Raw genomic sequence first — 26407 nt, forward strand, 5'->3', positions numbered from 1 at the left:
CCGCTCATGCCGCCCCGCCGCCGCCAGTCCGTCACCATCCGCCACGTCGCCGCCGATGCAGGTGTCTCGCTCCAGACCGTCAGCCGGGTCATCAACAAGGAACCCAATGTCCGGCCCGAGATGATGGAGCGGGTCCAGGCGTCGATCGCCAAGCTCGGCTATGTCCCCTCGATCGCGGCGCAACGCATGGGGGGATCGCGCTCCTATCTGATCGTCGCCCTCAACGACCGCGAACGCACCATTGCCGGCTGGCGCAACCGCGAAGGCACCGACTGGGTCGACCAGATGATGCTGGGCGGCATGTTGACCTGCGCCGAACATGGTTATCGCCTGATCGTCGAGTTGGTCGACACGCATAGCGACCATATCGAACGCGAATTGCTGGGCGCGATCGCCGCCTTGCAGCCCGACGGCGTGATCCTGACCCCGCCGCATTCCGGCAATCCCCTCATCACCCGGTTGCTGGAGGAACGTGGCATCAGCTTTGCCCGGATCGGCTCGCGGAAACCCGGCAGCGGCTTCGCGGTCTCGATCGACGACGAAGGAGCCGCGCGCCTGGCGACCGACCACCTCGCCGCCCTCGGCCATCGCCGCATCGGCTTCATCGCCGGACCGGACGACTATGAGCTTAGCGGCTTGCGGGTGGAGGGTTGGCGCAAGTCGATGGCCGCCGCCGGTCTGTCCTGCGACGGGCTTTTGGCGCAGGGGGATTTCAGCTTCGCCTCGGGCCGCGATGCTGCGGTCAAGCTCCTCGATGCGCCCCTGGCGCCGACCGCGATCATCGCCAGCAGCGACCAGATGACGCTCGCCACCCTGGAACTGGCCCGTGAACGAGGGCTCGCGGTGCCCGGCGACCTGTCGCTGGTCAGCTTCGACGACACGCCCATCGTGCGGTTCGTCGATCCTCCCCTGACCGCCGTGGTCCAACCCATCGCCAAGGTGACGGCCCGCGCCGTGGAACTGATCATCGCCGCGCAACTGGGCCAAGCCGTGCCTGAAGGGCCATTGACCACCTCGGCAGAGCTGGTCGCTCGCCAATCGACCGGCCCGGCACCTCATATCGGGCGCGCCGTTTAAACAAGGACAACGCCCTTCATTAGACATTGCTAATGTATCAGTGTGCAGTGTATGAGCAGTGTCTAATGGAGTGGCGATAATGTCCAAACCGCCGATGGATCTGGCGAGTTTCGAGGCGAAGGCCGGACAGGTTGCCGACACGCTGAAGGCGATCGGCAATGCGCGGCGGCTGATGCTGCTGTGCAAGTTGGTCGAGCATGGCGAGGTGTCGGTCGGCGACCTCGCCCGTGATGTCGGGCTGTCGCAATCGGCCTGTTCGCAGCATCTTGCCAGGATGCGTGACGAGGGCTTGGTCACCTATCGACGCGAGAGCCAGACGCTGTGGTACGCGATCACCGATCACCGCGTCGAAGCGCTGCTTGCCACGCTCTACCAGCTCTATTGCAAGGATTGATGCGATGACGCTTATATTCCTTTCGCCCGCCGACGCGCGCGCGGCGATCGACGCCGGTGCGCGCCTGATCGACATTCGCGGTGCCGACGAACATGCGCGCGAACGCATTCCCGGCGCGGTGAATGTGCCGCTCGATCGCATCGGCGATCTGCCGTGCGATGGTCGTCCGGTCGTCTTCCACTGCAAATCGGGTATGCGCACCGCGGCCAGTACGGCGCAGCTGGGGGCGGCAGCGGGGGATGTGTCCGCCTATATTCTCGGCGGCGGTATCGAGGCATGGCGTCAGGCCGGACATCCCATCGTCGTCGATCGGTCGCAGCCGCTGGACATCATGCGGCAGGTGCAAATGATTGCGGGCGCGCTGGTGCTGACTGGCATATTGTTGGGCCTGTTCGTCGCCCCCGGCTTCCTCGGCCTGTCGGCGTTCGTCGGGGCGGGACTGATGTTCGCCGGCGTGACCGGGTGGTGCGGCATGGCCAATTTGCTGCGCCTGATGCCGTGGAACCGGCGCGCGATGGCGTCATCAATCAGGTCGTAACGTCATGATCGCGGCGCCCCATGCGCCACCAAGGGGTGCCCGCATGTTCGCCGCCGACATCTCTCAAGCAATCGCCTGTTCGCCGACCACCTTCAGCCCATAGCCGTCCAGCGCCACCAGCATATGGTGGCTGTTGGTCAGCAGCACGATGTCCTCCACGCCCAGCGCGTTCAGGATCATCGCCCCGACGCCATAGTCGCGCAGTTCCTCCCGATCGGGCAGGGGCGTGCCGCTGCGCGCATGGATGGCCAGCGTCAGCCCGTCGGGGCGCGGGCGGTCGATCACGACGACGACCCCTGCCCCCTCCGCGGCGATCATGCGCATCGACTTGGCGAGCAGTTGCGCCCTGGCGCCCGTCTCGCCGAAAATATCGGCAAAGGGCGACAGCGAGTGCATCCGCACCAAAGTCGGCCTGTCGGGGTCGATCCGGCCCTTGACCAGCGCAACCTGCTCGCTGCCCGTCGCCTTGTTCCAGAAGGTCATGGCGCGCCACTGGCCGCCCCATTCGCTTTCGAACACCGTCTCCGCGCGCTTCTCGACCAGATGGTCGTGGCGGCGGCGATAGGCAATCAGGTCGCGGATCGTGCCGATCTTGAGGTTGTGGCGCTGCGCGAAGGAGACGAGGTCGTCCATCCGCGCCATCGTCCCATCCTCGTTCATGATCTCACAGATCACGCCCGAAGGGTTCAGCCCGGCGAGGCGCGATACGTCGACCGCCGCCTCGGTATGGCCCGCGCGCACCAGCACGCCGCCTTCGCGCGCGACCAGCGGAAAGACATGCCCCGGCGTCACGATCGAGGCGGCATCATGGTTCGCATCAATCGCCACCGCGATGGTCCGCGCACGGTCGGCGGCCGAGATGCCAGTGGTCACGCCCTCGCGCGCCTCGATCGAGACGGTGAAGGCGGTTTCGTGGCGGGTGCCGTTGGCCTTGGTCATCGGCCCGATACCCAGCTGCTCCACGCGTGCCCGGGTCAGCGCCAGGCAGACCAGCCCGCGCCCGTGTCGCGCCATGAAGTTGATCGCGTCGGGCGTCGCCATCTGCGCCGGGATGACGAGATCGCCCTCATTCTCGCGGTCCTCGTCATCGACCAGGATGAACATCCGGCCGTTGCGCGCCTCGTCGATGATCTCCTCCGGGGTCGAGAGAAAGGCGTGTCCGACGGGCGCCAGTGCACATGTCTGCATGGACCTACTCCTTGGCCAAAATGGGAAGCGAGGGGCGAAGCATCTCGAACATGTCGCTCTGGCGGCCATACCAGCCCGCGCCATGCAGCCGCGAAATCAGCTTCATCGCGGTGATGTCGAAATGCAGCCGCGTGGCATCGGTCACGAAGGCATCGGCGATATGCGCATGGACGATCTCGGCCAGCACCGCGATCTGGTTGGGTCCGGTTTCGACGATATGCCGCGCCTGACATTCGAAGCCGACCGGCGCGCTGGCGATCCGAGCCGCCTTGACCGCCACACCGGGCACCATCTCCAGCCCGACTAGAGCGCCCTCATCGACCTCCGCCGGGTGGTCGATGCTGGTGTGGTTCATGCGCTCCGCATGGGCTTCGTCGACCAGATGGACGATGAATTCGCCGGTACTGCGGATATTGGCGGCGGTGTCCTTCATACCCTTAGCCGGATGCGCGACCAGCCCCAGCACGATCATCGGCGGGTCGTTTCCGATGGCGTTGAAGAAGCTATAGGGCGCGAGGTTGAGCACCCCCTCGGCCGACACGCTGGAGACCCAGGCGATCGGCCGGGGCGTGATGCAGGCCCCTATGATCTTGTACCGGCTGGCGGCATCCAGCGTGCGCATGTCGACCTGCATCGGGGCCGCTCCCGTCAGTAACGGCCGCCGAGCAGCGCACCCGCGTCCGGCACGCGCCGCTCCAGCCCCAGCCGGTCGAGCATCTGGTGCGTCGTGCACACCGCCGCCGATACGACCGGAATGCCGATCGCATCCTCCAGCCGCTGGATGATCGGCAAGGACGGCATCTGCACGCAGGCCGAGGCGACGAAGGCATCCACGCCGGTCCGGTCGACGCGCTTGTAGATCTCCAGCAACCGCTCGGGATCATGCCGCCCGACCTCCAGATTGTCGGGGATTTCCAGCGCGGTGAAGTCGTGGACCGTGATCCCCTCATGCTCGATATAATCGACCACCAGCTGGGTCAGCGGCTTCATATAGGGGCAGATGACCGAGATCTTCTTGGCCCCCATCCGCTTCAGCCCGTCGACCAGCGCGCCCGCGCTCGTCACCACCGGGGCGGCGGCATTGTTCTCGACCGTCCGCGCATGGAGCCGCGCCTCGGACTCGCGATGATAGCCCTTGCCCATGCTCATGATCGCGACGAGGCAGGCATAGCCCAGCACATCGACCCGCGCGTCGGACAGCTCCGTCGCGCAGCGATCGCTGTCGCGGTCCATCGCCTCCAGCTCTTCCTTGACCACCTTCTTCATCCGCATCCGGCTGGAATGGAAGGTGAAGCGCTCCGGCAGAATGCCCTCACGCGCGCGGAGCATGGCGGGGATTTCGGTTTCCATGGTGGTGTTGGACGACGGCACGATCTGGCCGATGCGATAGCTGCGGGCGGTCATGGTGATCCTCTCTGGATGATGTTCGGTATCAGGGCTGGGCGTCGATGCCGGTTTCGGGCTCGGGCGCGGGCGGCGCCGTCTCGATCCGCACCGGCTGTTGCGGCGCCGCGTTCACGCGCAGGTCGAACACGTCGAAACGGTTATAATGGCCGATAATGTCGTGCATCTGCTTGGGCTGGATGCAGCGGGACAGGTCGATCTCGCCGTAGACGATGCCTTCCTCGTCGATCAGCGGCTGGCCGACCACACGGCCATCGGGGCCGAGGATGCCGGAAAAGGCGCTGTTCTTTCGTTCCAGCCGCGCGCGGGCGTCCGGCACCAGCGTCTCCATCGCCGCGACGATCTCCTCCGACACGGTCGAGCAGGAGACGATGGTGAACAGCTTCCCCTCGAAGCAATGTGCCGCAGCGCGGACCTTGATCGCCTCGGCCATGTCGTAATCGGCGGGTGCGACGGGCAGCGCGATATAGCTGGCGATATGGACCAGCTCGCCCTGCGCCAGCAGGCTGAACCGCGCGAGCGTGTTGGTATTCTCGCCACAGGCCAGCCCGCCCAGCGGCCCGATCGCGGTGTCATAGACCTTCAGCGTTGACCCGTCGCCATGCGCCCAGGTCAGCTTCTCCGCCCAGGTCGGCACCAGCTTGCGATGCTTGCCCAGGATCGTGCCGTCGGGGCCGATAAAGACCAGCGTGTTGTAGAGCGTGGCCAGCGACACCGGGCTGCGTTCGTTGACGCCGATGACGACATGCACCCCCGCCTCGCGCGCGGCGGTGCAGACCCGGTCGATCTCCGGCCCCGGCACCAGGATCGAGGCGCGGGCCAGCTTCTCGAACCACGGGCTTCCCGCGATCGGATCGGCGATCCAGCTCCAATAGGGATAGCCGGCGACGAACACCTCCGGGAAGGCGACCAGCTCGGCGCCGTTCGCCGCCGCCTCGCGAATCAGGCTGGCAGCCTTGTCGACGGTGGCAGCGGGATCGAGGAAAACGGGCGCGGCCTGGACCGCGGCGGCCTTGAATCGAGGCAGGTTCAGCATGAGGCGTTCCTTGCATGTGCAAGTTTTTCCTAACCCCGATTGACAGCGCTTGGCAAGATATTTTAAGCCTGAACTAATTTGACGCGACAAGGAGATCGAGCATGTCGACGGAGAGCTATGACGCATTTCGCGAGGATGTCGCGGGCCGTGCCAATGTCAGCGATACGGCCGAACTGGTCGATTTCTACCGCGATCTCGAAGACCAGCACGCAGGCGCATTGTGGACCGTCGCCAACAAGATCGAACCCTGGGAACCCAAGTCCCAGTCGGTGCCGGTCGTCTGGCACTATGACCGCCTGCGCGACCATGTGCTGCGCGCGCTGGAACTGGTCAGCCCGGAAAAGGCCGGGCGCCGCGTCGTCTATCTCGCCAATCCGGGACGGCGCGACGTGTCGGCGGCGGTAGGCTGGCTCTATACCGGCCTGCAGGTGATGGGGCCAGGCGAGGTCGCCTCGGCACACCGCCACTCCGCCTCCGCGCTGCGCTTCATCATGGAGGGATCGGGCGCGTTCACCAATGTCGACGGGCACAAGATGACGCTCGGTCGCAACGACTTCGTTCTGACCCCCAACGGCACCTGGCACGAACATGGCGTAGCGGAGGACGGCTCGGTCTGCATCTGGCAGGACGGACTCGACATCCCGCTGATGAACGCGCTGGAGGCCAATTTCTACGAGGTCCACCCCGATCTCAACCAGGCGGTCGGCTACGCGGTCGACGACTCCACCGCGACCTGGGGCAATGCCGCGCTGCTGCCCGCCGGGGAAAGCTGGTCGAAGCGTTACTCGCCGCTGCTGAAGTACGAGTGGGAGCCGACCTATGAGGCGCTGCTCCGCTATTCTCGCGCGACGGACGGATCGCCCTTCGACGGCATCCACATGAACTATGTGAACCCGTTCAACGGCGGCCCGCCCATGTCGACCATCGGCGCGTCGATGCAGCTTCTCCGTCCCGGCGAACATACCAAGGCGCATCGCGAGGTCGGCAGCTTCGTCTATCAATGCGCCAAGGGCTCGGGCCATTCGATCATCGGCGGCAAGCGCTTCGACTGGAAGGAGCGCGACATCTTCGTCGTGCCGTCCTGGATGTGGCACGAGCATGTCAACGGATCGGCGAGCGAGGACGCCTGCCTGTTTTCCTTCCACGATCTGCCCGCGATGCGCGCGCTCAATCTCTACCGATCGGAAGCCTTTGCCGACAATGGCGGGCACCAGCCGGTCCTGTCCTGACCCCTCCCCTTTCCTGAAAGGATTATCATGCGTCTTGTTACGTATCGCGCCGATGTCGAAGCCGAAGGCCGGCTGGGCGTGCTGGTCGATGGTCTGGTCATCGACGTCGCCAAGCTGGGCGCGCGCGCGGGCGTGCCGCTGCCGTCGCGGATGCTCGACTTCATCGACCTGGGGCCGGTCGCGGTCGCCGAGTTGAAGCTGCTGCTGGACGAGGCCAAGGGCCGCTGGCCGGTCGATGGCGCGCGTCCGCTGGCGGGCGTCAAGCTGCTCGCCCCGATCCCGCGCCCGCGCAAGAATGTGTTCGGCATCGGCCTGAACTATATCGACCATGTCGCGGAGAGCGCCGCCGCGCTCGACACCTCGGCTGATCTGCCGAAGAAGCCGGTCATCTTCTCCAAGCCGCCGACCAGCGTCATCGCGCCGGGCGAGCCGATCGTCCACCGCGCCGACATCACCCAGCAGTTGGACTGGGAGATCGAACTGGGCGCGATCATCGGCACCACGGCGCAGCGCGTCGCGCGTGAGGACGCTCTGCGCCACGTCTTCGGCTACACTACCCTGATCGACATGAGCGCGCGTGATTGTCGCCGCGCGGGTCAGTGGATCTATTCCAAGGGGCAGGACAGCTATTGCCCGATGGGGCCGTGCATCGTGACGGCCGACGAAATCCCCGATCCGCAGACGCTGGACCTGTGGCTGACCGTCAACGGCGTCGAGAAGCAGCGCAACAATACCAGCCACATGCTGTTCAAGGTCGACGAACTGATCGCCGACATCAGCCAGGGCATCACGCTGGAACCCGGCGACATCATCGCGACCGGCACCCCGGAAGGTGTCGGCGCGGGTCGCTCGCCCCAGGAATGGGTGTGGCCGGGTGACGTGATCGAAGGCGAGGTCGTCGGCATCGGCAAGCTGCGGCATTCGGTCGTGGCGGGATAAGGTCCCGATGCTGGAAGGAATAGGAACGGCCCCCGATCGCCAAGATCGGGGGCCGTTCTGCATTGTGGCCAAATATAAAATTCCTCCCCGGCACGGGGAGGGGAACCATGCGCAGCATGGTGGAGGGGGCGTGCGGCACAGGACATCCTGTGTGGAAGCCCCCCCTCCGTCAGGCCTGCGGCCTGCCACCTCCCCGTGCCGGGGAGGATCGTTTACGCCGCCACGCTCAGCGCTTGGGGCCGCATATCGGCGGGCCATTCGACCGAACGCCCCCCCTTCAAGTCCATGCACACCAGCACCACGGTCGCGCGAAAGCGGAGTTCGCCGCCGCATTCGACCTGCACCGAGATTTCGGCCGAGCTGCGCCCGACGCGCTCGGGCTGGACCAGGAAATCGAGCGCCTCGCCCAACCGGCTGGGCGCCGCGAAGTCGGCCTCCAGCCGCACGGTCGGCACACCGAGGCCGCGCTCGCCGTGCATCTCGGCGAAGTCGACGCCGATGCCGTACGCGAAATAATCCTCGATCGCCGCGTTCAGCATCTCGAAATAGCGGGGGTAGAAGACGATCCCCGCGCCATCGACATGCGCGAAGCGGACCTGCTGCGTCGAACGGAATGTCATTCGTTATCCTCTCCTTCGGCCCCCAGCGACTGTTTGAGGATCGCCAGAAGATCATAGAGCTGGGCCATCTGCGCATCCGGCACGCGGTCGAACATTGCCGCGATCCAGCCGTGATGCGCCGTCGCCAACTCGGCGAAATGCGCCCGCCCCTGCGGCGTCAATGCCACGATGTAGCGGCGCCGATCCTCGGGCGCGGGCTGGCTGGAGACATAGCCATCCGACTCCAGCTGCCGGACCAGCGCGGTGACGTTGCCGTTCGACACCAGCAGCGAGCGGGACAGCTCGCCCATGGTGATCCCCTCCTGATGCCGCTCCAGCGCGGCCAGCACGTCGAAGCGCGGCAGGGTGGTGTCGAACTGCTCGATGAAGCGGCGACGCAGCCGCTTCTCGATGGTCATCGAACAGCTCAGCAGGCGCAACAGGACCTTGATGTCCATCCGGCCCGCCAAGGCCCCGTCATGCTTTTCGCGAATGCGGTCCGTCAAAATCAAGGTCTCCATGCGCGTCGTCACGCCGTCTCGGACTGGCGTTGGACGTTGCGCATAAGCTGTGCCTGGCCAAGGGCATAGGCCGAAGGCACCGGCATCTTGTGCCCGGCCGCCGCCGCCGCATGGAGCGTCCAGTTCGGATCGGCCAGATGCGGACGGCCCAGCGCCACCAGATCTGCGCGGCCCGCGGCCAGGATGCCATTGACGTGATCCGCCTCGTAGATGTTGCCGACCGCCATGGTCGGGCAGTCCAGCTCGTTGCGGATACGGTCGGAGAAAGGCGTCTGGAACATCCGGCCATAGACGGGCCGTGCCTGTGGCGCCGTCTCGCCCGCCGACACGTCGATCAGATCGGCCCCCGCCTCACGCAGCGCGGCGGCGATCTCGACGGCTTCGGCCGGGGTCACGCCCGCCGCGCCCGCCCAGTCATTGGCGGAGATGCGGACCGCCAGCGGACGATCCTCGCCCCAGGTCGCGCGGACCGCGCGCACCACCTCCAGCGGGAAGCGCAGCCGGTTCGCCAGGCTGCCGCCATAATCGTCGGTCCGGTCGTTCATCAGCGGCGTGATGAAGGACGACAGCAGGAAACCATGCCCGGCCTGGATCTCGATCATGTCGAACCCGGCGTCGAACGCGCGGGCCGCGGCGGCGACGAAATCCTGACGCACCCGGTCCATATCGGCGCGGGTCATCGCGGAGGGACGCTGGCTTTCGGGAAGATAGGGCTTGTCCGACGCCGCGAGCAGCGGCCAGCCGCCTTCGGGTAGCGGACGGTCCGGCTGAACCGATCCGGGTAGCGTCGCACCGCGCGGCCCCGCATGGCCCAGCTGGATGCACAGCTTGCCCGCCCCTTGCGCATGGGCGAACTCGGTGATCCGCCGCCACGCCGCCGCCTGTTCGTCGTTCCACAGACCGGGACAAGCGGGCGTGATCCGCCCCTCGGGCGACACGGCGGTCATCTCGGTCACGATCAGCCCCGCCCCGCCCATGGCGCGGGCGCCGTAATGGACCAGGTGGAAATCGCCCGGCACCCCGTCCGGCCCGGCGGCATAGGTCAGCACCGGCGACACCACGACGCGGTTGGGCAAAGTCAGCTCGCGCAGGCGATAGGGCGCGAACATCGGCGGCACCGCCTCATTGCCGCCGGAGCGCGCGGCGAACCATTGCTCGATACCGTTCAGCCATTTCGGATCGCGCAGGCGCAGATTCTCATGGCTCACCCGCTGCGACCGGGTGAGGAGCGAATAGGCGAACTGCTTAGGGTCGAAACCCAGATAGCGGTCGAGCGTCTCGAACCATTCGGTCGAGTTCCGCGCCGAATTCTGGATCTTCAGCACCTCGACATGCCGTTCGTTGCGATATTCCGCCAGCGCGGCGGCCATCCCGGCGCGGTCCTGCGCGACATGGGGCCGGCTCATGACCTCGGCCAGCTTGATCGCATCCTCCAGCGCCAGCTTGGTGCCCGACCCGATCGAGAAATGCGCGGTGTGCGCCGCGTCGCCCAGCAGCACGACATTGTCGAACGACCATTCCCCGCACAGGATGCGCCGGAAGTTGATCCAGGCACCCGAGCCGCGAAGATGCGCCGAGTTGGTCAACAGCGGCTCGCCGTTCAGATGCCGCGCGAAGATGCGCTCGCACGCGGCGATCGCATCGGCCTGCTCCATCGTGTCGAAGCCCAGCCCCTTCCAAGTCGCCTCCGAACATTCGACGATGAAGGTCGAGCGCGTCTCGTCGAAGCGGTAAGCGTGCGCCCAGATCCACCCCGCCTCGGTCTTCTCGAAGATGAAGGCGAAGGCGTCGAACAGGCGCGGCGTGCCCAGCCAGATGAACTTGTTGGCGCGCGTGTCGATGTCGACGTCGAACCTGTCCTCATGGGCGGTGCGAATCCGGCTGTTGATGCCGTCCGCCGCGACGATCAGGTCGTAATCGGCCCATTTGGTCAGGTCGGCGTCGAAGTCCGTCTCGAACTGCAACCGCACGCCCAGCGCGCGGGCGCGATCCTGCAGGATATTGAGCAACCGCTTGCGCCCGATGCCGATAAAGCCATGCCCGCCCGAGCGCTCGACATGGTCGCCCACGACCACCTCGATATCGTCCCAATGCGCGAATTCCGACTCGATGGTTGCTGCGCTGACCGGATCGTTGGCGCGCAAATTGGTCAGCGTCTGGTCGGAGAAGACGACGCCCCAGCCGAACGTGTCGCCCGCCTTGTTCCGCTCCACGACCAGCACGTCATGCGACGGGTCGCGCAGCTTCATCGAGATCGCGAAGTAGAGCCCGGCAGGCCCGCCACCCAGACAAACGACACGCATCGGCATCTCCTCTATTTGTTTTAGACCTAAAATATATGGATGCGCCGATCAAGGGGTTTCGCGCGATCAGCCTTCCAGATTGCGATAGACGCGGTCGAGCAGGGTCAGCAGCCGGTCGAAATCGCGGGCGGAAAGTCCCGCAATCACCTGCTGATAGACGGGCGAGGTCGCCTTCCGGGCCTCGGCCAGTTTCGATTCGCCGGTCGCGGTCAGGGCGACCAGGGTGACGCGCGCATCCTCTTCGCTGGCGGTCAGCGTGACCAGATCGGCGGCGGCCATGCGCTGGACGATGCGGGTCATGGTGGACAGCGGAATGACGGCCGCCTCGGCGATGTCACGCACCCCGCGCGGGGCATGTTCGCCCAGGATCATCAGGACGCGCCAATTGGGAATGTCGAGCCCGATGTCGCGCAGCAGTGGCTCGATCGTCGCATTGTAGCGACTCGCCAGCCGGTTGATCAGGAAGAAGGGGTAACGCTCGACCTGGAACGCCGCCGTTCCGGGATCGCCCTGCGTACGATGGTCCAATCCGATAGCTCCCAATTCGCCAGCGCCTTAGCCCCTGCTCCGCCCCCTCGCAACCGACCCAAAAAGAATTTAGTTGCATATGCACGTTTTATTCGGCAGCTTTCGACTAAGAAGAACATGATTGGAGACCGACGATGGCCGAGTCCGCCCTGTCTCGTTTCGCGCAAGCCCTGACCGCCGGATCGATCGAAGTCGTCGATCTGACGCAGGAGTTATCCGAGGACACGCCAGTCCTGATCCTGCCCGAGCCCTTCGGCCAGACCGCACCGTTCAGCCGCCAGGAAATCTCCCGCTATGACGAGCGCGGCGTCGCCTGGGCGTGGAGCAACTTCACCACCGGCGAGCATACCGGCACCCATTTCGACGCGCCGCTCCACTGGGTGACGGGTAAGGACTTGCCCAACAACAGCGTCGACACCATCGACCCCACGCATTTCGTCGGCCCGGCGGTCGTGATCGACGCCTCGGCGGAGGCGGCGGCGGACGCCGACTTCATCCTGACCGCCGATTTTCTCCGCGCCTGGGAAGCCAGTCATGGCCGCATCCCGGCCAGGAGCTGGGTCCTGCTGCGCACCGACTGGTCGAAGCGTCAGGGCGATGCCTATACCAACCGGCGCGAGGATGGCCCGCACACCCCCGGCCCCGACCCAGATGCCGTCCGCTTCCTGGTCGAGGAGCGCGACATCATCGGCTTCGGTGTCGAGACGATCGGCACCGATGCGGGCCAGGCCCATACCATGACCCCGCCCTACCCCGCGCATACGCTGCTGCACGGTGCGGGCCGCTACGGCCTGCAATGCCTCGCAAATCTCGACCGGCTGCCGCCGACCGGCACGGTCATCGTCGCCGCGCCCCTGAAAATCCGTGGCGGCTCGGGCAGTCCGCTGCGCGTCCTTGCTTTCGTCGGGAGCTGATCCATGGCCGAACGGTCCTTCAAGAAGGAAGTCGAAAAGCTCCGCCTGGGTGCGGGCGACGTGTTCGAGGGCGAAGGCATTCTCGCCGTCACCAAGGCGCTGCTCCAGGCCGGGGTTGCCTATGTCGGCGGCTATCAGGGTTCGCCGATCAGCCATTTGATGGACGTCTTCGCCGACGCCGATCCGCTGCTGCGCGAACTGGGCGTGCATTTCGAATCCAACGCCAATGAGGCGGCGGCAGGCGCGATGCTGGCGGCCTCGGTGAACTATCCCCTGCGCGGCGCGGTCGCCTGGAAGTCGGTGGTCGGCACCAATGTCGCCTCCGACGCGCTGTCCAACCTCGCCAGCGGCGGCGTCACCGGCGGCGCGCTCATCATCGTCGGCGAGGATTATGGCGAAGGCTCCTCGATCATGCAGGAGCGGACCCATGCCTTTGCGATGAAGAGCCAGATGTGGCTGCTCGACCCGCGCCCCAATTTGCCGACCATCGTCGGTATGGTCGAAAAGGGCTTCGAACTGTCCGAGGCGTCGAACACGCCCGTGATGATCGAGATGCGGGTGCGCAGCTGCCACATGACCGGCAGCTTCGTCGCCAGCGACAATCGCCGCCCGACCATGACCGTCGGGCAAGCCGCCGCCAATCCGCGCCGCGCGGTCGACCGCATCGTCCTGCCGCCCGCGATCTTCCAGCATGAGATCGAGAAGATCGAACAGCGCTGGCCCGCCGCCCAGAAATTCGTCCGCGAACAGCGGCTGAACGAATGGTTCGGGCCGGAACGCGACGAGATCGGCATCATCGTGCAGGGCGGCCTCTACAACACGCTCAACCGCGCACTGGAGCTGGCCGGTCTCTCCGATACGTTCGGCGCGGCGCGTATCCCGATCTACTGCCTCAACGTCGTCTATCCGCTGATCCCGGAGGAAGTCGTCGCCTTCTGCGCAGGGAAACGCGCGGTGCTGGTGCTGGAGGAAGGGCAACCCGAGTTCATCGAGCATGAACTCAGCACGCTGCTGCGCCGCGCCGATATCCAGACGAAGCTGGTCGGCAAGGACGTGATGCCGCGCGCGGGCGAATATTCGGGGCAGGTGATCGGCGACGGCCTCGCCAAGTTCCTGCGCGACCATGCCCCCGAACGCGCGCCGGAGCCCCGCGCGGTGGTACCCGTCCCCGCCGATGTCGCCGCCACCGTGCCGCAGCGCCCGGCGGGCTTCTGCACCGGCTGTCCCGAACGCCCGATCTTCGCGGCGATGAAGCTGGTCCAGCGCGAACTGGGCGAGATGCACGTCTCCGCCGATATCGGCTGTCACCTCTTCTCGATCCTGCCGCCGTTCAACATCGGCAATACGACGATGGGCTATGGCCTGGGTGCCGCCGCTGCCTCTGCTTTCAAGCCCGAGGGCAAGCGTGCGTTGGCGGTGATGGGCGATGGCGGTTTCTGGCATAACGGCCTGACCTCGGGCATCGGCAATGCCGTCTTCAACCAGGACGAGACCGTTACCGTCATCGTCGACAATGGCTATTCGGCGGCGACCGGCGGGCAGGACATCCTGTCCTCGCGCGCGAAGAACGACACCCGCATCACCAACCACCCGATCGAAAAGGCGGTGCGCGGCATGGGCGTCAAATGGGCGCGCACGCTGACCCGCACCTATGACGTGGCGAAGATGCGCGACCTGATCCGCGAGGCGATGACCAGCCCGGAAAAGGGGCCGAAGGTCATCATCGCCCAGTCGGAATGCATGTTGAACAAGCAGCGCCGCGAAAAGCCGCTGATGGCCAAGGCCGCCAAGGAAGGGCAGCGCGTGGTGCGCGAGCGGTTCGGCGTCGATCCCGACACCTGCACCGGCGACCATGCCTGTATCCGCCTGTCGGGCTGTCCATCGCTCAGCATCCGCGACAATCCCGATCCGCTGCGCCAGCATCCCGTCACGCATATCGACAATAGCTGTGTCGGCTGCGGCAATTGCGGCGAGGTCGCCCATGCCGCCATACTCTGCCCCTCCTTCTGGAAGGCGAGCATCGTCTCCAACCCCGGCCGCTGGGAGACATGGCGTCACCGCATGACCCAGCGCGTCATCGGCTGGCTGCAACAGCGCCATGACCGCCACCTTGCCGCGAGGGCTTTCTGATGGAACGCATTCTTCCCGATCGCGACCGGATCACCATCGCCATCCTGGCGCTGGGCGGCGAAGGCGGCGGCGTGCTGGCCGAATGGGTTCAGCATATCGCGCGTGCCCATGGCTATGTGGCGCAAGGCACCTCGGTCCCCGGTGTCGCACAGCGGACCGGATCGACCGTCTATTATATCGAACTGGTACGCACGCGGCCCAGCGGCGGCAACCGTCCCGACCCTGTGCTGGCGATGATGCCGGTGCCGGGCGATGTCGATATCGTCATCGCGTCCGAACTGATGGAGGCCGGTCGCGCGATCCTGCGCGGCTTCGTCAGCGAGGATCGCACCACGCTGATCGGCTCCACCCACCGCGTCTATGCGATCTCGGAGAAAGCCGCGCTGGGCGACGGCACCGGTGCCAGCGAGCGCATCCTGGCCGCCGCCAAAAGGCGCGCGCGGCGCTTCATCGGCTTCGACATGTCGGCCGCCGCCGCCAAGTCGGGCAGCGTCATCAGCTCGATCATGCTCGGCGCGCTCGCGGGTAGCGAGGCCCTGCCCTTCCCGCGTGAGGCGTTCGAGGACGCGATCCGGCACGGCGGCAAGGCGGTCGAGCCCAATTTGAAGGGCTTCGGCCTGGGCTTCGACTCGGCGCAGGCCGGTGAGGAGGATGCACGGGACAAGCCCGCCGGGCCCCCGGTCCCGACGACGCCTGCCGGACGTACACTTGCTGCGCGCATCGCCAACACCCTGCCCGAAGGCGCACAGGCCACCGCGACCGAGGGCGTGCGCAAGCTGATGGATTATCAGGATGCCGATTATGCCGGCGACTATCTCGACCGACTGGCGGCGTTCGTGCCGCTGGACGGTGCGGACGGCGCGCTGACCGAGACGGCGGCCCGGCATCTGGCGCTCTGGATGGCCTATGAGGACACGATCCGCGTCGCCGACCTGAAGGTCCGTGCGACCCGCAGCGACCGCGTCGCGCGGGAGGTGCGGGCCAAGGACGATCAGCTGCTGACCGTCACCGAATATATGCATCCGCGCCTTCAGGAGGTCTGCGAGACGCTGCCCGCCGGGCTGGGTCGCTTCATCCTGAGGCACGACGGGCTGCGCCGTCGGCTGGAGCCGTTTTTCCAGAGTGGTCGCCATGTGCGGACGACCGGGCTGCGCTGGTTCCTGATGCTGCGGCTGCTGGCCGGGATGCGGGGGGTGCGGCGGCGGACGTTGCGCTATGACGAGGAACAGGCGCGGATTGCGGCCTGGTTGGACCTGGTGCTTCAGGCCGCGCGCACCGACCGGGACGCCGCCATTGCGGTCCTGCGCTGCCAGAATTTGATCAAGGGCTATTCGGACACGTTCGAGCGCGGTCTTGCGCATTTCCAGCTGGTCATGGCGGCCGTGCCCGCCGCGCTCGCCAAGCCGGGGGCGGCAGCGCGGATCGCGGCGCTGCACGACGCCGCGCTGGCCGACGAAAAGGGCGAGGCGCTGGGCTGCGCGCTGGCCGCGACCGGATAAACCCGCGCCCAGCGAACAGGCCCGGCACTGGCTGCATAACGCCGCCGCGCCGCCGGGCCATAGACTGACAGCGTAACATCGACGGATATGAGGAAGACCGCATGGCCATGCTGGATGGAAAGGTCGCGATCGTCACCGGGGGCGGCGCATCGATCGGCGGGGCGATCACCCGCAAGCTGCATGCCGAGGGCGCGAAGGTCGTCATCGCCGCGCGCAACCAGGATCAAGGCGCCAAGCTCGCCGAGGAACTGGGCGAACACGCGCTGTTCGTCGCGACCGACATCACAGACGATGCCGCCATCGCGCATCTGGTCGGGACCGCCATCGCCCGGTTCGGGCAGATCGACATCCTGGTCAACAACGCCTGTTCTTATGGCGATGAGGGCCCCGCCACCGCGCGCGAGACTTGGCTCCAGACGCTGAACGTCAACGCCGTCTCCGCCGCAATCCTGGGTGAAGCGGCCCGCCCGCACCTCGCCAATACGCGCGGCAACATCGTCAATATCGGCTCGATCTCGGGCAAGTTCGCGCATATCGGCCGCTGGGCCTATCCGGTGTCGAAGGCGACGCTGGCGCACCTCACCCGGTCGCAGGCGATGGACTACGCCGCCGACGGTATCCGGGTGAACATGGTGACGCTCGGCCATATCTGGTCGGACCCGATTGGCGGCCTCGCCGGGGGCAACCGTGCCCATGCCGACAAGGTGTCGAGCGACCTCAACCTGCTCGGCCGCGTCGCCGATGCCTCGGAAGTCGCGCAGGTCGTCGCCTTCGTCGCCTCCGACGCCGCCTCCTACATGACCGGCAGCGAGACGGCGGTCGATGGCGGTTACGGGATGCTCGGGCCGGAGCGGCGCGTGCCGCTGATGCCGCTCCTCGCCGCACACGGCTGACCCAGGATGGCGGCCGGAAACCGAGACGCCGATATCGTCATCATCGGCAGCGGGATCAACGCGCTGGTCTGCGGCGCGCGCCTCGCGCTGAAGGGCAAGCGCGTCGCGCTGTTCGAGCGGGAGGCGGTGGCGGGCGGCTGTATCCGCACCGAGGAGCTGACGCTGCCGGGCTTCCGGCACGACACGTTGTCGACCCTCTATCCGCTGTTCGTCACCTCGCCCCATTATGCCGAGCTGGGGCCGGAGCTGGCGCGGCACGGCCTGCGCTTTCGCAACACGGCGACGCCGACCGCCTCGGTAATGGACGATGGTCGCAGCATCATCTTCCGCACCGACCGCGCCGCCAATATCGCGGCGCTCGACGCCTGCGCGCCCGGCGACGGACAGGCCTATGCCCGCGCCATGGCCGAGGTGGAGGACATCGCCCCCCTGGTCTTCGGCCTGCTCGGCGGCGAGCTTTGGTCCTGGCCGACCGCCAGACTGCTGCTCGGCGAGGTTCGCAAGCGCGGCCCCAAGGCACTCGGCCGGATGTTCGGCGGGATGCTGCGCGCGTCGCGCGACTGGCTGCGCAGCGACTTTTCCTCGCCGCTCTCGCAGGCGCTGTTTGCGCCCTGGGTCCTGCATGTCGGCCTGTCGCCGGAGAGCAGCGCGTCGGCGCTGATGAACCGGCTGGTCCTGCTGTCGCTGGAGGCGGCGGGCAGCCCGATGGTCGAGGGCGGCAGCGCGCGCATCGTCGAGGCGTTCACCCGGCTGATCGAGGAAAAGGGCGGCCGCGTTAGTACGAACGCCGACGTCGCCGAGATCATCGTCGAACGCGGCCGCGCGACCGGCATAAGGCTGGGTAGCGGCGAGGTCGTGCGCGCGCGAAAGGCGGTCGTCGCCTCGGTCACGCCTACCCAGCTTTATGAGCGATTGCTCCCCGCCAGCGCCACCCCCGAACGCGCGCGGAGCGAGGCCAAGGCCTATCGCTATGGACGCGGCGAGATGCAGATCCACCTGGCTCTGTCGGAACCCCCGCAATGGCCCGACCTCGCGCTTCGCGACGTGGCGATGCTCCACATCAGCAACGGGCTGGAGGCGGTATCCCGCGCCGTCAATGAGGCGGAACGCGGCCTGCTCCCCGCCGAGGCGAGCATCGTCGTCGCCCAGCCGATCGCCGTCGACCCCAGCCGCGCGCCGGATGGGAAATGGATCTTCTGGATCCAGTTGCAGGAACTGCCCCGCGACAGCGCGGTCAAGGGCGATGCCGCTGGGCTGATACCCACGCCGGAGGACGGCCATTGGACGCCGGAGTTGCGCGAGGCCTATGCCGACCGCATCGTCGACCGGCTCTGCGCGCTGATCCCGAACCTGCGTGCCAGCATCCTCGACCGCCACGTCATCAGCCCAGCCGATCTGGCGGCGCTGAATGTCAACCTGGTCGGCGGCGATCCCTATGGCGGCGACTGTTCGCTCGACCAGTTCATGCTCTGGCGCCCGCGTGCGACGCCGGGGAACCATGAAACGCCGATCAAGAGCCTGTACCAGATCGGCGCCTCGACCCATCCCGGCCCGGGACTTGGCGGCATGTCCGGCTCGATGGTCGCGGACCGTCTTGCCTGAAATTCCTCCCCGGCAAGGGGAGGTGGCAGGCCGAAGGCCTGACGGAGGGGTGTCCCGGCCGGAGAGGGTGGGCTGACCCACCACCCGTGACACCCCTCCACCATGCTGCGCATGGTCCCCCTCCCCTTGCAGGGGAGGAATGGAAAGCGCCCCAAAAAACAGGCCCCCGCCGCATTGGCGGGAGCCCAGTTGGCCAGCGCCCTTTAGCGGCCGATCGGGACGATCGCCTTCAACCAGAATTTGTCGCCCTGCGGCCGGTTCTCGGCATGGAACTCATGCTGCCAGGTACCGATCAGCTGGACCTTGCCCGCCTGATAGCTGGCCGAGGGGCCGACGCCGATCACCTGGCCCTTGAACCCGCGCATCCGGTCGACAAAGGCCTGCGCGGCGGCATTCGACACCTGGTCCTTCGTCGTCTGCTTATAGACATAGCCCGAGGCGCCCAGCTTCCACTTGCCGATCTGCTGGCCCACCGCGAAATCGGCGTGCAGCTCGTTCCCGCTGCGATAGCTGGCGCCCGTGGGGTTGAAGGGGGTGAACACCGCCTGGTTGTTGCGGGTGTTGATGTCGTACATCACCTTCACGTCGAGCGAGAAACCCTTCTTGCCATAATAGGCGATCCCCACGACCGGCTCGAAATTCAGATAGTTGCGGCCGATGCTGGACAGCTTGCGCCGGTCATAGGCACCCAGCGGCAGGTTGATGTCGACGCCCGCGGTGATATGCACGCCGTTCTGGAAATGCCATCCCAACAGGATCGGATCGACGGTGATATCGCCCAGCCCTGTGGTCTCGTCGCCCAGGCCCGCCGCGCCGACCTTCAGCCGCACGACCGGCACGATCGCCTGCATCCCCCAGGTCGCACCCAGAATCTTCACCGGCGTCATATGCACCATCCGCACGATCGCCGCGTCGGAGCGGACGCGGAAATTGGGGAGCAGCCCCGCATCGCCGTCCGGCCCGTTGAAACGATCCGCCTCATAATGCTGGAGATAGCCGAGCAGATAGGTGCCCGGCGGCGGCAGGGCCGCCCCCGAATAGCCCTCCGCGCCGTTCGGATAGACGCCGCCGCCCAGCTCGGACGCCAGCGCCGGCGTCGATACCCCCGTCGCCAGCGCGAGCGCCATCGTGGCGAAAAACTTCCGCATAAAATCCCCCTTTCTTGTTGATGGTCTTCGGCCGGTGGCCGCCCGATCAGGCGGCCATCTCGTGCAACTGCCGGTACGCGCCGCCGTAGAAGAGCAGCGGCGGCGTCGACTCGTCCTCGTGCCGGTGGTCGACCACCTCGGCGACGAACAGGCAATGGTCGCCCGCCGGGAACACGTCCCTCACCCGGCACGCCAGATGCGCCATCGCGCCGCGCACCAAGGGAATGTCCTCATGCCAGTCGAAGTCGATCGGCTGGTCGGTGGGACGCCCTGCGAAGTGGTTCGACAGCGCCATCTGCTGCTGCGACAGGATGTTGAGGCCGTAATGCCCCGCCTCGCGCAGCCGCGCGGCCATCTTGGCCTTGTTGTCGATGCTGATCAGCACCAGCGCGGGGTCAAGCGAGACCGAGGTGAAGGAGTTCGCGGTCATGCCATGCACCCCCTCCCCCGTCGCGCAGGTGACGATCGTGACCCCCGTGGCGAAGCGGCCGAAGGTCCGGCGAAGAGCCATGCGGTCCATGTTATGCGGCCTCCAGGATGAAGCTCTCGGTCAGCTCGGGCGCGGCGATGGTCGGGAAGAAGCGGCTCGGATCGTCGAAGTTATTGGCGAACCAGTGCGCCACGCGCGGCTGGGCCGAGGCGGCGCCGAGCAGCTGGACCATGTGCGGAGGTGGCGGCTGCAACATGCCGTTGGTCCAGCCGACGACGAACTGCGCATAATCCCAGTATCGGTCGAAGGTCGCCTGCATCCAGGCGGCGTCGAACGGCTTGCCCTCGTTCGCCAGGATCGAGTCGAGATAGATGGCCGCACTCTTTGCGGCGTTGTTCGCCCCCTGCCCCGTGATCGGGTCGTTCAGGCAGACCGCATCGCCCAGACCCAGCGCCTTGGCGCCCGATGGCAGGGTCAGCACCGGCTTGCGGACCGTCGGCGGGAAGCGCCCGGTCAGCCAGCCCTGCGCGTCGGTCAGCGTGCAGTCGCGCGACCGATCATATTCGGCGGGCACGAAGCGCTTCAGGGCATCGAGGCTGGTTTCCAGATGTTCGGCCGGGGTCGCGCGCGGGTTCCAGACGTCCATCGGCCCGCCGGGCAGCGACTCGAAAACCATGATCTCGCACGGGCCGCTGAGGGTCAGCGCGGGGAAGACGAAATATTCGCCGACACCGGGGACCAGGTTGAAATTGACCGCGCTATGCTCGGGCCGCGGCGTCATGCCATGGACATAGGTCAGCGCCAGGCTGCGCATCGGCTTGTCGAAGGGCGACTTTTCCGCATCCCGCTCGAACAGCTTGCCGATCTCGCCCTTGCCCGAAGCGACCAGCACCAGATCGCATTCGCGCGCCAGGTCCTCCAGCTCGGCGATGCCCGCGTCGCAGATGCGTAGCTCGCCGCCACGCTTCTCGAACTCCGCCAGCCAGCGCGGCATCTTTACCCGCTGGTCGACCGACTGGGCGGGCGCGTCGAGCCGCGACGCCCAGGACATCTGCGAATTTCCATCCTCGCCGACTAGCGAAAAGCCGATCCCGTCGACCGGCGGACAGGCATCGTCCCAGAAATTGATGCCCAGCGCGCGCTCATGCGCCCGTGCCTGGTCGAACATGCACTGGCTGGAGGTGACGCGGCCGCCCGCAATCTGCTCGGCCGTCTGGTTGGACAGCATGATGACCTCATGCCCCTTTTCGAGCAAACCCATACCCAGTTGCAGCCCCGCCTGGCCTGCACCGACGATCCCGATCCGCGTCATCTCTCCGGTCTCCACATGCCTGTATGATGGAGGCAGGATAAGTCGGTGTTCGACGCCGGGACTATGCAGCGACCGCCGACGCTGTTCGCGGATTGCATATTTTAGGCTTGAAATGTTATAAAGCTGCACGAGCCGGGGAAACCGGCCGGAAGTTGCAGGTGGACATGGACCATGGCTTAATCCGCCGGTGACGGCGGGATCGGTGGAGACGCGATGCTGGACAGGATGACGCCCCGCAACGGGCAGGCGCAACCGCTCGACAAGTGCCGCGTGTTCGGCTCGTCGGACGTGGACGAAACGCGGGCGCACGTCGCACGCCTCTATTGCGACCACCGGCTCAGCCCCGTCTCGCAGGGCGCCAGGTTGCAGGCATGGCAGAATGCCGTGACCATCAGACAAAGCTCCATCGCGACCATGGGCTATGGCGCCGAAGTCCAGATCGACCCTGGCAAGCTCCAGAATTTCTATCTGCTGATGCTGCCCTATGCGGGCGAAGCGATGGTCGAGGCGGGCGGGCGAACCGTTCGGGCCTCCGACACGGTCGGCACCCTGCTCTCGCCCGAAGATCTGGTGACGATGCGCTGGTCGCCCGACTGCGCCAAATATATGGTACGGATCGACCGGGAGGCGCTGGAGCAGCATGTCGCGTCCCTGCTCGGCCATATGCTGCGCCGCCCGCTGAACTTCCGCCTTGCCATCCCGCGCGAAGGACTGGGGGCCGAATGGTGGCGGCTGACCGAATTGCTGGTCGGCCTGGTCGAATGCCAGGACCAGGCCCATCCCCAGAGCCTGGCGATCCAACAGCTCGAACAGACGCTGCTGCTCAGCCTGATCGAGGGGCAGGAGCATAATTTCAGCGACATGCTGCGCGACCGCGACCGCTCGATCGCACCCAAGCATGTCCGGCTGGTCGAACAATATATCGAGGAACATGCCGCCGACCCGATCTCGATCGAGCAGCTGGTCGCGGTCAGCGGGGTGAGCGGCCGTGCGCTGTTCGACGGCTTTCGTCGGTTCCGCAACACATCCCCCATGGCGCATCTTCGGGCGTGCCGGATGCGCCGCGTGCGGGAAGCGCTGCTGAATCCCATGCCCGACGTCACCGTGTCGCGCCTGGCGCAGGATTGGGGATTTTTCGAACTGGGGCGCTTCGCCGGGCAGTATCGCAAGCTGTACGGCGAAACCCCGTCCGAAACCCTGCGGCGCGCCCGGTAATGCCATAACGACGCCAGTCGATGGCCGGCGGCGGGGAAACCTGACACCGTGTCCCCGCCTGGGTCTGGCGGATCACACGATCGGCGCCTAACCGTCACGGGGCTTTTGCATTCGGGATGAGATGATGTTCGACATTCGCGAAGACGATCTGAGCCGCGAAGACACGCGACAGCTGCTCGCGCTCCACTTGGCCGGGATGCACGCCAATTCTCCGCCGGAGAGCGTTTTCGCGCTCGACCTGTCCGGCCTGAAGGCACCCGAGGTCACGGTCTGGACGGCCCGCCACGGCGGGCGGCTGGCGAGCATCGGCGCGCTCAAGATGCTGCCGGACGGCGGGGCCGAGCTGAAGTCGATGCGCACCCATCCGGATTATCTGCGCCAGGGGGCGGCCGCCTGCATGCTGGACGCGATCATCGCCGAAGCGGCCCGGCGGGGCGTCGTCCGGCTGAGCCTGGAGACGGGGACCGGCCCCGCTTTCGATCCGGCGCTGGCGCTCTATCGACGGCGCGGATTCCGCGACGGTCCGCCATTTGCGGCCTATGAACAGAACGCCTTCAGTCAGTTTCTACACCTGGACCTGAATTGACCGCTGCGCCCCGGCAGCACCGGCGACAAGTGGCGATATTGAAACGCAGCGTCGACAATGCCGAGCATTATGGCTGGGGCGAGAATTGCGACGGATGGATCCTGGCCCCCTCCCCGGACCTGATGGTCATCGAGGAAAGAATGCTGCCGGGCACCGGCGAACGCAGGCATGTTCATGCCGTGGCCCGGCAATTCTTCTATACCCTATCCAGTGAACTGACCATGGAACTGGACGGCGTGGATCACCGGATCACGCCCGGGTCCGGGATAGAAATCCCGCCCGGGGCCGGTCATCAGGCCCGCAATGACGGCACGGGCGATGTCCGCTTTCTGGTGGTCTCCAGCCCATCGACGCGCGGCGACAGGCTGGACCTTTAAAGCGCCATCCCGGCCGCGATGCCGGAATGGAGCGGCGACAATCGCCATATCCTCGCCATCCGCTGCCGAGAATTTGATCCGACTACAAACGCATTTCCGGCGAGGCGGCGCGCCTTGATCGCTACGCCGTGAAATCCGCACGGTCCATCGACCGATCGACGCTTCACGGCCCAGAACACGCTGGTCGCGGCCACAACAAACAAGTTGCACTTTCGTGAAGGATAGGTTTCATTTGATTCACTCACCGACCGAGTGAGCGACCGAAAGTTGCGCGACAGCCCATTGTGGTGGCCGCGAAACCTGTGATCCTGACGCCGAGGGGATGCTGACGGGTGGGTGTGACGGCGCTTCGCCGTCCGCCGCTTCAGCATCTGGGCCAAAGGGGGAACGGGACGGCATGGCAACACGGCGATCGGTACTCGGCAAATTGGGAATGGTGGCGGGGCTGGGCCCCATGATGGGCGCGATGCAGGCGCTCGGGCTGGCCGGGATCGCTCATGCACAGGATTGGGAAGCGCCGCCCCAGGGTCTGGGGCGCGGACGGCATGTCGTGGTGCTGGGGGCGGGCATCGCGGGCCTGACCTCCGCCTATGAGCTGGAACAGGCGGGTTTCCTCGTCACCCTGCTGGAGGCGCGCGATCGGGTCGGGGGACGGGCCTGGACGGTGCGCGATGGCGACAGGATCGAGATGAACGGCGAGGAGACGCAGACCGCCCGCTTTTCCGACGGCATCTATTTCAATGCCGGACCCGCCCGCATCCCCAGCTTTCACCAGGGGCTGCTGGGCTATGCCAAGAAGTTCGGTGTGCCGATGGAGGTGGAGGTCAATTCCAGCCGGTCGGCCTATGTCATGGCCGATGACGGGTCGAAGATCCGGATGCGCACCGCGATCAACGACATGCGGGGTCGTATCGCCGAGCTGCTGGCCAAGGCGATCAACCAGGGCTCGCTGGACCGGGAACTCAGCGCAGCCGATCGCGAGCGGCTGCTGCCCTTTCTGAAGGCCTATGGCGATCTCGATGCCGATGGCGGATTCAAGGGGACCGAGCGGTCGGGCTTCGGCACCGCGCCCGGCGCGGGCGTCACCTTCGCGTCGCCCTCGACCGCCATGCCGCTCGACCAGCTGCTCGCCAACCAGCGTCTGCCGATGACCTTGTTCGAGGACAATCTGTACATGCAGGCGACGATGTTCGAACCGGTCGGCGGCATGGACCGCATCCATGCAGGGTTCGACCGGCATCTGCGCCGCCCCGCGCTGCTGGGGGCCGAAGTCACGGAGATCCGCCAGAAACACACCGGCGTGGATGTCGTCTATCGAGACCGGAGCAGCGGCGTCGTGACGACCGTCGCCGCCGACTTTCTGATCTGCACCATCCCCTTCCCGGTGCTGGCGGGGATCACCACCAACTTCTCCCCCCGGCTGAAGCGGACCATCGCCGAGGTGAAATACGATTATTCCAACAAGGTCGCCTTTGAGAGCCCGCGCTTCTGGGAACGCGAGCAGATTTATGGCGGTATTTCGTTCGTCGGCGGCCCGACCACATTGATCTGGTATCCCTCGGCCGGACTTCACAGCGAACGCGGCATGATCCTGGGCTGCTACAGCTCCGGCCCGGTCGCCGCCGAGTTCCAGAAGCGACCGATCGCCGAGCAGATCGCCTTTTCGCGCGGGGTGATCGACCGGCTGCACCCCGGCCACGGCGCGGACTGCGTCAACGGGATCGCGGTCAACTGGCACAAAATCCCCTTCAGCCTGGGGCCCTGGCCCGACTGGAATGCCGGAAGCGCCAATGGCCGGCAGGAGGGGCATATCGACACCCCCGCCTATCGTTTCCTGCAGGAGCCGGAGGGCCGCGTCTATTTCGCCAGTGCGGCGCTCAGCCAGACACCGGGCTGGCAGGAAGGCGGCATCCAGTCGGCCCGGCAGCAGGTGGGCGCCATCGCGCGACGCGTCGCCAGCGAGGGGCCTAAGGCCCGACGCGCCGCCTGAATTTGGGAGGGCGGGCGATCAGGCCCGCCCCCCGGTCTTAAAAACCGAATTGCGCCCGGCTCCGCACCAGCGGCAGCCGCAGGGCCGACGCGCTTTTCAAGTATTCATATATTCCATGTGGCCAATTTACGACATTTCCTCTGAAAAACCACATCCATCAGAAATTATGAACTTGCCATGACGGGCGATTCATCAAATCATCCACGCGGTAAAGTCGATTCTTATCTTCTGAAGTGCCAGCAAAAACAAAATTCAACATTCTAATATGCATAATCGGGAGAGGATCCTGTTTGTCGCACCATGACAAGGGGGACAACCATGAGGAATCGTCACGCCGTATCTTCTATCGCATTGACATCCTGCCTGCTGTTCGGGGCGAACGGCGCTGCATCGGCGCAAGTCGCGTCCGGCTTGATGCCCGTTTCCGCGACCACCATGTCCGACCCGGACCCCGATCCCAATACAGCCGCACCGGTGCAAACGTATGGCTCGCCCCGTCGGCAAGCGGTTTGTGTCTGACGATCTGAGCAGTCTGCGAAAACGTATCCGGCCTTT

General features: G+C 66.1%; 25 protein-coding genes. 14 read left to right on the top strand and 11 right to left on the bottom strand.

Annotation, left to right across the window (positions count from 1 at the left end; translation table 11 throughout):
- The first annotated feature begins 6 nt into the window (after positions 1–6).
- From QZ546_RS15025 to QZ546_RS15035, 3 genes are all read left to right on the top strand, one after another.
- Complete coding sequence (locus tag QZ546_RS15025; RefSeq protein WP_294239256.1) at positions 7–1077, top strand: LacI family DNA-binding transcriptional regulator; 1071 nt, start codon at positions 7–9, stop codon at positions 1075–1077.
- Between the two features lie 79 nt (positions 1078–1156).
- Positions 1157–1471: a helix-turn-helix transcriptional regulator gene (locus tag QZ546_RS15030; protein WP_294239259.1), complete on the top strand. Its 315-nt coding sequence runs from the start codon at positions 1157–1159 to the stop codon at positions 1469–1471.
- A 4-nt stretch (positions 1472–1475) separates the two neighbouring features.
- Complete coding sequence (locus QZ546_RS15035; protein ID WP_294239262.1) at positions 1476–2009, top strand: rhodanese family protein; 534 nt, start codon at positions 1476–1478, stop codon at positions 2007–2009.
- A gap of 63 nt (positions 2010–2072) precedes the next feature.
- Here QZ546_RS15035 and ribB read toward each other — a convergent pair whose 3' ends face one another.
- From ribB to QZ546_RS15055, 4 genes are read right to left on the bottom strand one after another with little or no spacing between them, the layout of a single operon-like run.
- Positions 2073–3197: a 3,4-dihydroxy-2-butanone-4-phosphate synthase gene (ribB, locus tag QZ546_RS15040; protein WP_294239264.1), complete on the bottom strand. Its 1125-nt coding sequence runs from the start codon at positions 3195–3197 to the stop codon at positions 2073–2075.
- A gap of 4 nt (positions 3198–3201) precedes the next feature.
- On the bottom strand, positions 3202–3831 hold the full coding sequence (locus tag QZ546_RS15045; RefSeq protein WP_294239266.1) for a flavin reductase family protein: 630 nt from the start codon (positions 3829–3831) through the stop codon (positions 3202–3204).
- A 14-nt stretch (positions 3832–3845) separates the two neighbouring features.
- Positions 3846–4601, bottom strand: coding sequence for an Asp/Glu racemase (locus tag QZ546_RS15050; RefSeq protein WP_294239268.1), 756 nt, complete (start codon positions 4599–4601; stop codon positions 3846–3848).
- Positions 4602–4629: 28 nt separating this feature from the next.
- A complete protein-coding gene (locus tag QZ546_RS15055) occupies positions 4630–5637 on the bottom strand; it encodes a carbon-nitrogen hydrolase family protein (RefSeq protein WP_294239270.1) in 1008 nt (335 codons plus the stop codon).
- 101 nt (positions 5638–5738) lie between these two features.
- Between QZ546_RS15055 and QZ546_RS15060 the strand changes: the two genes are divergently transcribed.
- On the top strand, positions 5739–6866 hold the full coding sequence (locus tag QZ546_RS15060) for a cupin domain-containing protein (protein ID WP_294239272.1): 1128 nt from the start codon (positions 5739–5741) through the stop codon (positions 6864–6866).
- 27 nt (positions 6867–6893) lie between these two features.
- The gene (locus QZ546_RS15065) at positions 6894–7805 is read left to right on the top strand and encodes a fumarylacetoacetate hydrolase family protein (RefSeq protein WP_294239275.1); all 912 of its coding nucleotides are present in this window, start codon (positions 6894–6896) and stop codon (positions 7803–7805) included.
- Between the two features lie 212 nt (positions 7806–8017).
- Here the strand turns inward: QZ546_RS15065 and QZ546_RS15070 are convergent, their stop codons facing one another.
- The 4 genes from QZ546_RS15070 to QZ546_RS15085 all read right to left on the bottom strand — a co-directional run bounded on the left by QZ546_RS15070 (position 8018) and on the right by QZ546_RS15085 (position 11756).
- Positions 8018–8425, bottom strand: coding sequence for a thioesterase family protein (locus QZ546_RS15070; protein ID WP_294239278.1), 408 nt, complete (start codon positions 8423–8425; stop codon positions 8018–8020).
- The gene (locus QZ546_RS15075) at positions 8422–8925 is read right to left on the bottom strand and encodes a MarR family winged helix-turn-helix transcriptional regulator (protein ID WP_294239280.1); all 504 of its coding nucleotides are present in this window, start codon (positions 8923–8925) and stop codon (positions 8422–8424) included. The genes QZ546_RS15070 and QZ546_RS15075 overlap by 4 nt, the downstream gene beginning before the upstream one ends.
- An 8-nt stretch (positions 8926–8933) precedes the next feature.
- The gene (locus QZ546_RS15080; protein ID WP_294239282.1) at positions 8934–11228 is read right to left on the bottom strand and encodes a bifunctional salicylyl-CoA 5-hydroxylase/oxidoreductase; all 2295 of its coding nucleotides are present in this window, start codon (positions 11226–11228) and stop codon (positions 8934–8936) included.
- 66 nt (positions 11229–11294) lie between these two features.
- Entirely contained in the window at positions 11295–11756 is a 462-nt protein-coding gene (locus tag QZ546_RS15085; RefSeq protein ID WP_294239285.1) for a MarR family transcriptional regulator, read from the bottom strand.
- A gap of 134 nt (positions 11757–11890) precedes the next feature.
- Here QZ546_RS15085 and QZ546_RS15090 point away from each other — a divergent pair, with 134 nt between their 5' ends.
- The 5 genes from QZ546_RS15090 to QZ546_RS15110 all read left to right on the top strand — a co-directional run bounded on the left by QZ546_RS15090 (position 11891) and on the right by QZ546_RS15110 (position 18794).
- Positions 11891–12670 (top strand): cyclase family protein, encoded by a 780-nt coding sequence (locus QZ546_RS15090; protein ID WP_294239287.1) that lies wholly within the window; start codon positions 11891–11893, stop codon positions 12668–12670.
- Positions 12671–12673: 3 nt separating this feature from the next.
- Entirely contained in the window at positions 12674–14800 is a 2127-nt protein-coding gene (locus tag QZ546_RS15095) for an indolepyruvate ferredoxin oxidoreductase subunit alpha (protein WP_294239290.1), read from the top strand.
- On the top strand, positions 14800–16299 hold the full coding sequence (locus tag QZ546_RS15100) for an indolepyruvate oxidoreductase subunit beta family protein (RefSeq protein ID WP_294239293.1): 1500 nt from the start codon (positions 14800–14802) through the stop codon (positions 16297–16299). The genes QZ546_RS15095 and QZ546_RS15100 overlap by 1 nt, the downstream gene beginning before the upstream one ends.
- A 101-nt stretch (positions 16300–16400) precedes the next feature.
- Complete coding sequence (locus QZ546_RS15105) at positions 16401–17192, top strand: SDR family oxidoreductase (protein ID WP_294239295.1); 792 nt, start codon at positions 16401–16403, stop codon at positions 17190–17192.
- 6 nt (positions 17193–17198) lie between these two features.
- Positions 17199–18794: an NAD(P)/FAD-dependent oxidoreductase gene (locus QZ546_RS15110; protein WP_294239298.1), complete on the top strand. Its 1596-nt coding sequence runs from the start codon at positions 17199–17201 to the stop codon at positions 18792–18794.
- Positions 18795–18997: 203 nt separating this feature from the next.
- Here QZ546_RS15110 and QZ546_RS15115 read toward each other — a convergent pair whose 3' ends face one another.
- Genes QZ546_RS15115 through QZ546_RS15125 form a run of 3 tightly spaced genes read right to left on the bottom strand, consistent with a single transcriptional unit; the run spans position 18998 to position 21684 of the window.
- On the bottom strand, positions 18998–19942 hold the full coding sequence (locus tag QZ546_RS15115; RefSeq protein ID WP_294239301.1) for a transporter: 945 nt from the start codon (positions 19940–19942) through the stop codon (positions 18998–19000).
- Between the two features lie 46 nt (positions 19943–19988).
- Positions 19989–20462, bottom strand: coding sequence for a flavin reductase family protein (locus QZ546_RS15120; RefSeq protein ID WP_294239304.1), 474 nt, complete (start codon positions 20460–20462; stop codon positions 19989–19991).
- Position 20463: 1 nt separating this feature from the next.
- Complete coding sequence (locus QZ546_RS15125; RefSeq protein ID WP_294239307.1) at positions 20464–21684, bottom strand: styrene monooxygenase/indole monooxygenase family protein; 1221 nt, start codon at positions 21682–21684, stop codon at positions 20464–20466.
- A gap of 213 nt (positions 21685–21897) precedes the next feature.
- On the opposite strand from QZ546_RS15125, the gene QZ546_RS15130 reads away from it, so the two are divergent.
- The 4 genes from QZ546_RS15130 (at position 21898) to QZ546_RS15145 (ending at position 25852) form a co-directional block, all read left to right on the top strand.
- The gene (locus QZ546_RS15130) at positions 21898–22899 is read left to right on the top strand and encodes an AraC family transcriptional regulator (RefSeq protein WP_294239311.1); all 1002 of its coding nucleotides are present in this window, start codon (positions 21898–21900) and stop codon (positions 22897–22899) included.
- A 124-nt stretch (positions 22900–23023) separates the two neighbouring features.
- The gene (locus QZ546_RS15135) at positions 23024–23485 is read left to right on the top strand and encodes a GNAT family N-acetyltransferase (RefSeq protein ID WP_294239323.1); all 462 of its coding nucleotides are present in this window, start codon (positions 23024–23026) and stop codon (positions 23483–23485) included.
- A gap of 29 nt (positions 23486–23514) precedes the next feature.
- Complete coding sequence (locus QZ546_RS15140; RefSeq protein ID WP_294239313.1) at positions 23515–23862, top strand: cupin domain-containing protein; 348 nt, start codon at positions 23515–23517, stop codon at positions 23860–23862.
- Positions 23863–24259: 397 nt separating this feature from the next.
- On the top strand, positions 24260–25852 hold the full coding sequence (locus QZ546_RS15145; protein ID WP_294239315.1) for a flavin monoamine oxidase family protein: 1593 nt from the start codon (positions 24260–24262) through the stop codon (positions 25850–25852).
- Positions 25853–26407: the final 555 nt, after the last annotated feature.

The organism is uncultured Sphingomonas sp. (assembly GCF_913062585.1).
Classification (GTDB): Bacteria; Pseudomonadota; Alphaproteobacteria; order Sphingomonadales; family Sphingomonadaceae; genus Sphingomonas.

Bases quoted from the DNA above. Each gene is read 5' to 3' on its own strand.
- QZ546_RS15090 (WP_294239287.1), top strand. From the start codon at position 11,891: ATGGCCGAGTCCGCCCTGTCTCGTTTCGCGCAAGCCCTGACCGCCGGA.
- QZ546_RS15120 (WP_294239304.1), bottom strand. From the start codon at position 20,462: ATGGACCGCATGGCTCTTCGCCGGACCTTCGGCCGCTTCGCCACGGGG.
- QZ546_RS15125 (WP_294239307.1), bottom strand. From the start codon at position 21,684: ATGACGCGGATCGGGATCGTCGGTGCAGGCCAGGCGGGGCTGCAACTG.
- QZ546_RS15115 (WP_294239301.1), bottom strand. From the start codon at position 19,942: ATGCGGAAGTTTTTCGCCACGATGGCGCTCGCGCTGGCGACGGGGGTA.
- QZ546_RS15135 (WP_294239323.1), top strand. From the start codon at position 23,024: ATGTTCGACATTCGCGAAGACGATCTGAGCCGCGAAGACACGCGACAG.
- QZ546_RS15070 (WP_294239278.1), bottom strand. From the start codon at position 8,425: ATGACATTCCGTTCGACGCAGCAGGTCCGCTTCGCGCATGTCGATGGC.
- QZ546_RS15095 (WP_294239290.1), top strand. From the start codon at position 12,674: ATGGCCGAACGGTCCTTCAAGAAGGAAGTCGAAAAGCTCCGCCTGGGT.
- QZ546_RS15110 (WP_294239298.1), top strand. From the start codon at position 17,199: ATGGCGGCCGGAAACCGAGACGCCGATATCGTCATCATCGGCAGCGGG.
- QZ546_RS15080 (WP_294239282.1), bottom strand. From the start codon at position 11,228: ATGCGTGTCGTTTGTCTGGGTGGCGGGCCTGCCGGGCTCTACTTCGCG.
- QZ546_RS15105 (WP_294239295.1), top strand. From the start codon at position 16,401: ATGGCCATGCTGGATGGAAAGGTCGCGATCGTCACCGGGGGCGGCGCA.
- QZ546_RS15045 (WP_294239266.1), bottom strand. From the start codon at position 3,831: ATGCAGGTCGACATGCGCACGCTGGATGCCGCCAGCCGGTACAAGATC.
- QZ546_RS15130 (WP_294239311.1), top strand. From the start codon at position 21,898: ATGCTGGACAGGATGACGCCCCGCAACGGGCAGGCGCAACCGCTCGAC.
- ribB (WP_294239264.1), bottom strand. From the start codon at position 3,197: ATGCAGACATGTGCACTGGCGCCCGTCGGACACGCCTTTCTCTCGACC.
- QZ546_RS15145 (WP_294239315.1), top strand. From the start codon at position 24,260: ATGGCAACACGGCGATCGGTACTCGGCAAATTGGGAATGGTGGCGGGG.
- QZ546_RS15065 (WP_294239275.1), top strand. From the start codon at position 6,894: ATGCGTCTTGTTACGTATCGCGCCGATGTCGAAGCCGAAGGCCGGCTG.
- QZ546_RS15060 (WP_294239272.1), top strand. From the start codon at position 5,739: ATGTCGACGGAGAGCTATGACGCATTTCGCGAGGATGTCGCGGGCCGT.
- QZ546_RS15030 (WP_294239259.1), top strand. From the start codon at position 1,157: ATGTCCAAACCGCCGATGGATCTGGCGAGTTTCGAGGCGAAGGCCGGA.
- QZ546_RS15075 (WP_294239280.1), bottom strand. From the start codon at position 8,925: ATGGAGACCTTGATTTTGACGGACCGCATTCGCGAAAAGCATGACGGG.
- QZ546_RS15050 (WP_294239268.1), bottom strand. From the start codon at position 4,601: ATGACCGCCCGCAGCTATCGCATCGGCCAGATCGTGCCGTCGTCCAAC.
- QZ546_RS15025 (WP_294239256.1), top strand. From the start codon at position 7: ATGCCGCCCCGCCGCCGCCAGTCCGTCACCATCCGCCACGTCGCCGCC.
- QZ546_RS15035 (WP_294239262.1), top strand. From the start codon at position 1,476: ATGACGCTTATATTCCTTTCGCCCGCCGACGCGCGCGCGGCGATCGAC.
- QZ546_RS15100 (WP_294239293.1), top strand. From the start codon at position 14,800: ATGGAACGCATTCTTCCCGATCGCGACCGGATCACCATCGCCATCCTG.
- QZ546_RS15055 (WP_294239270.1), bottom strand. From the start codon at position 5,637: ATGCTGAACCTGCCTCGATTCAAGGCCGCCGCGGTCCAGGCCGCGCCC.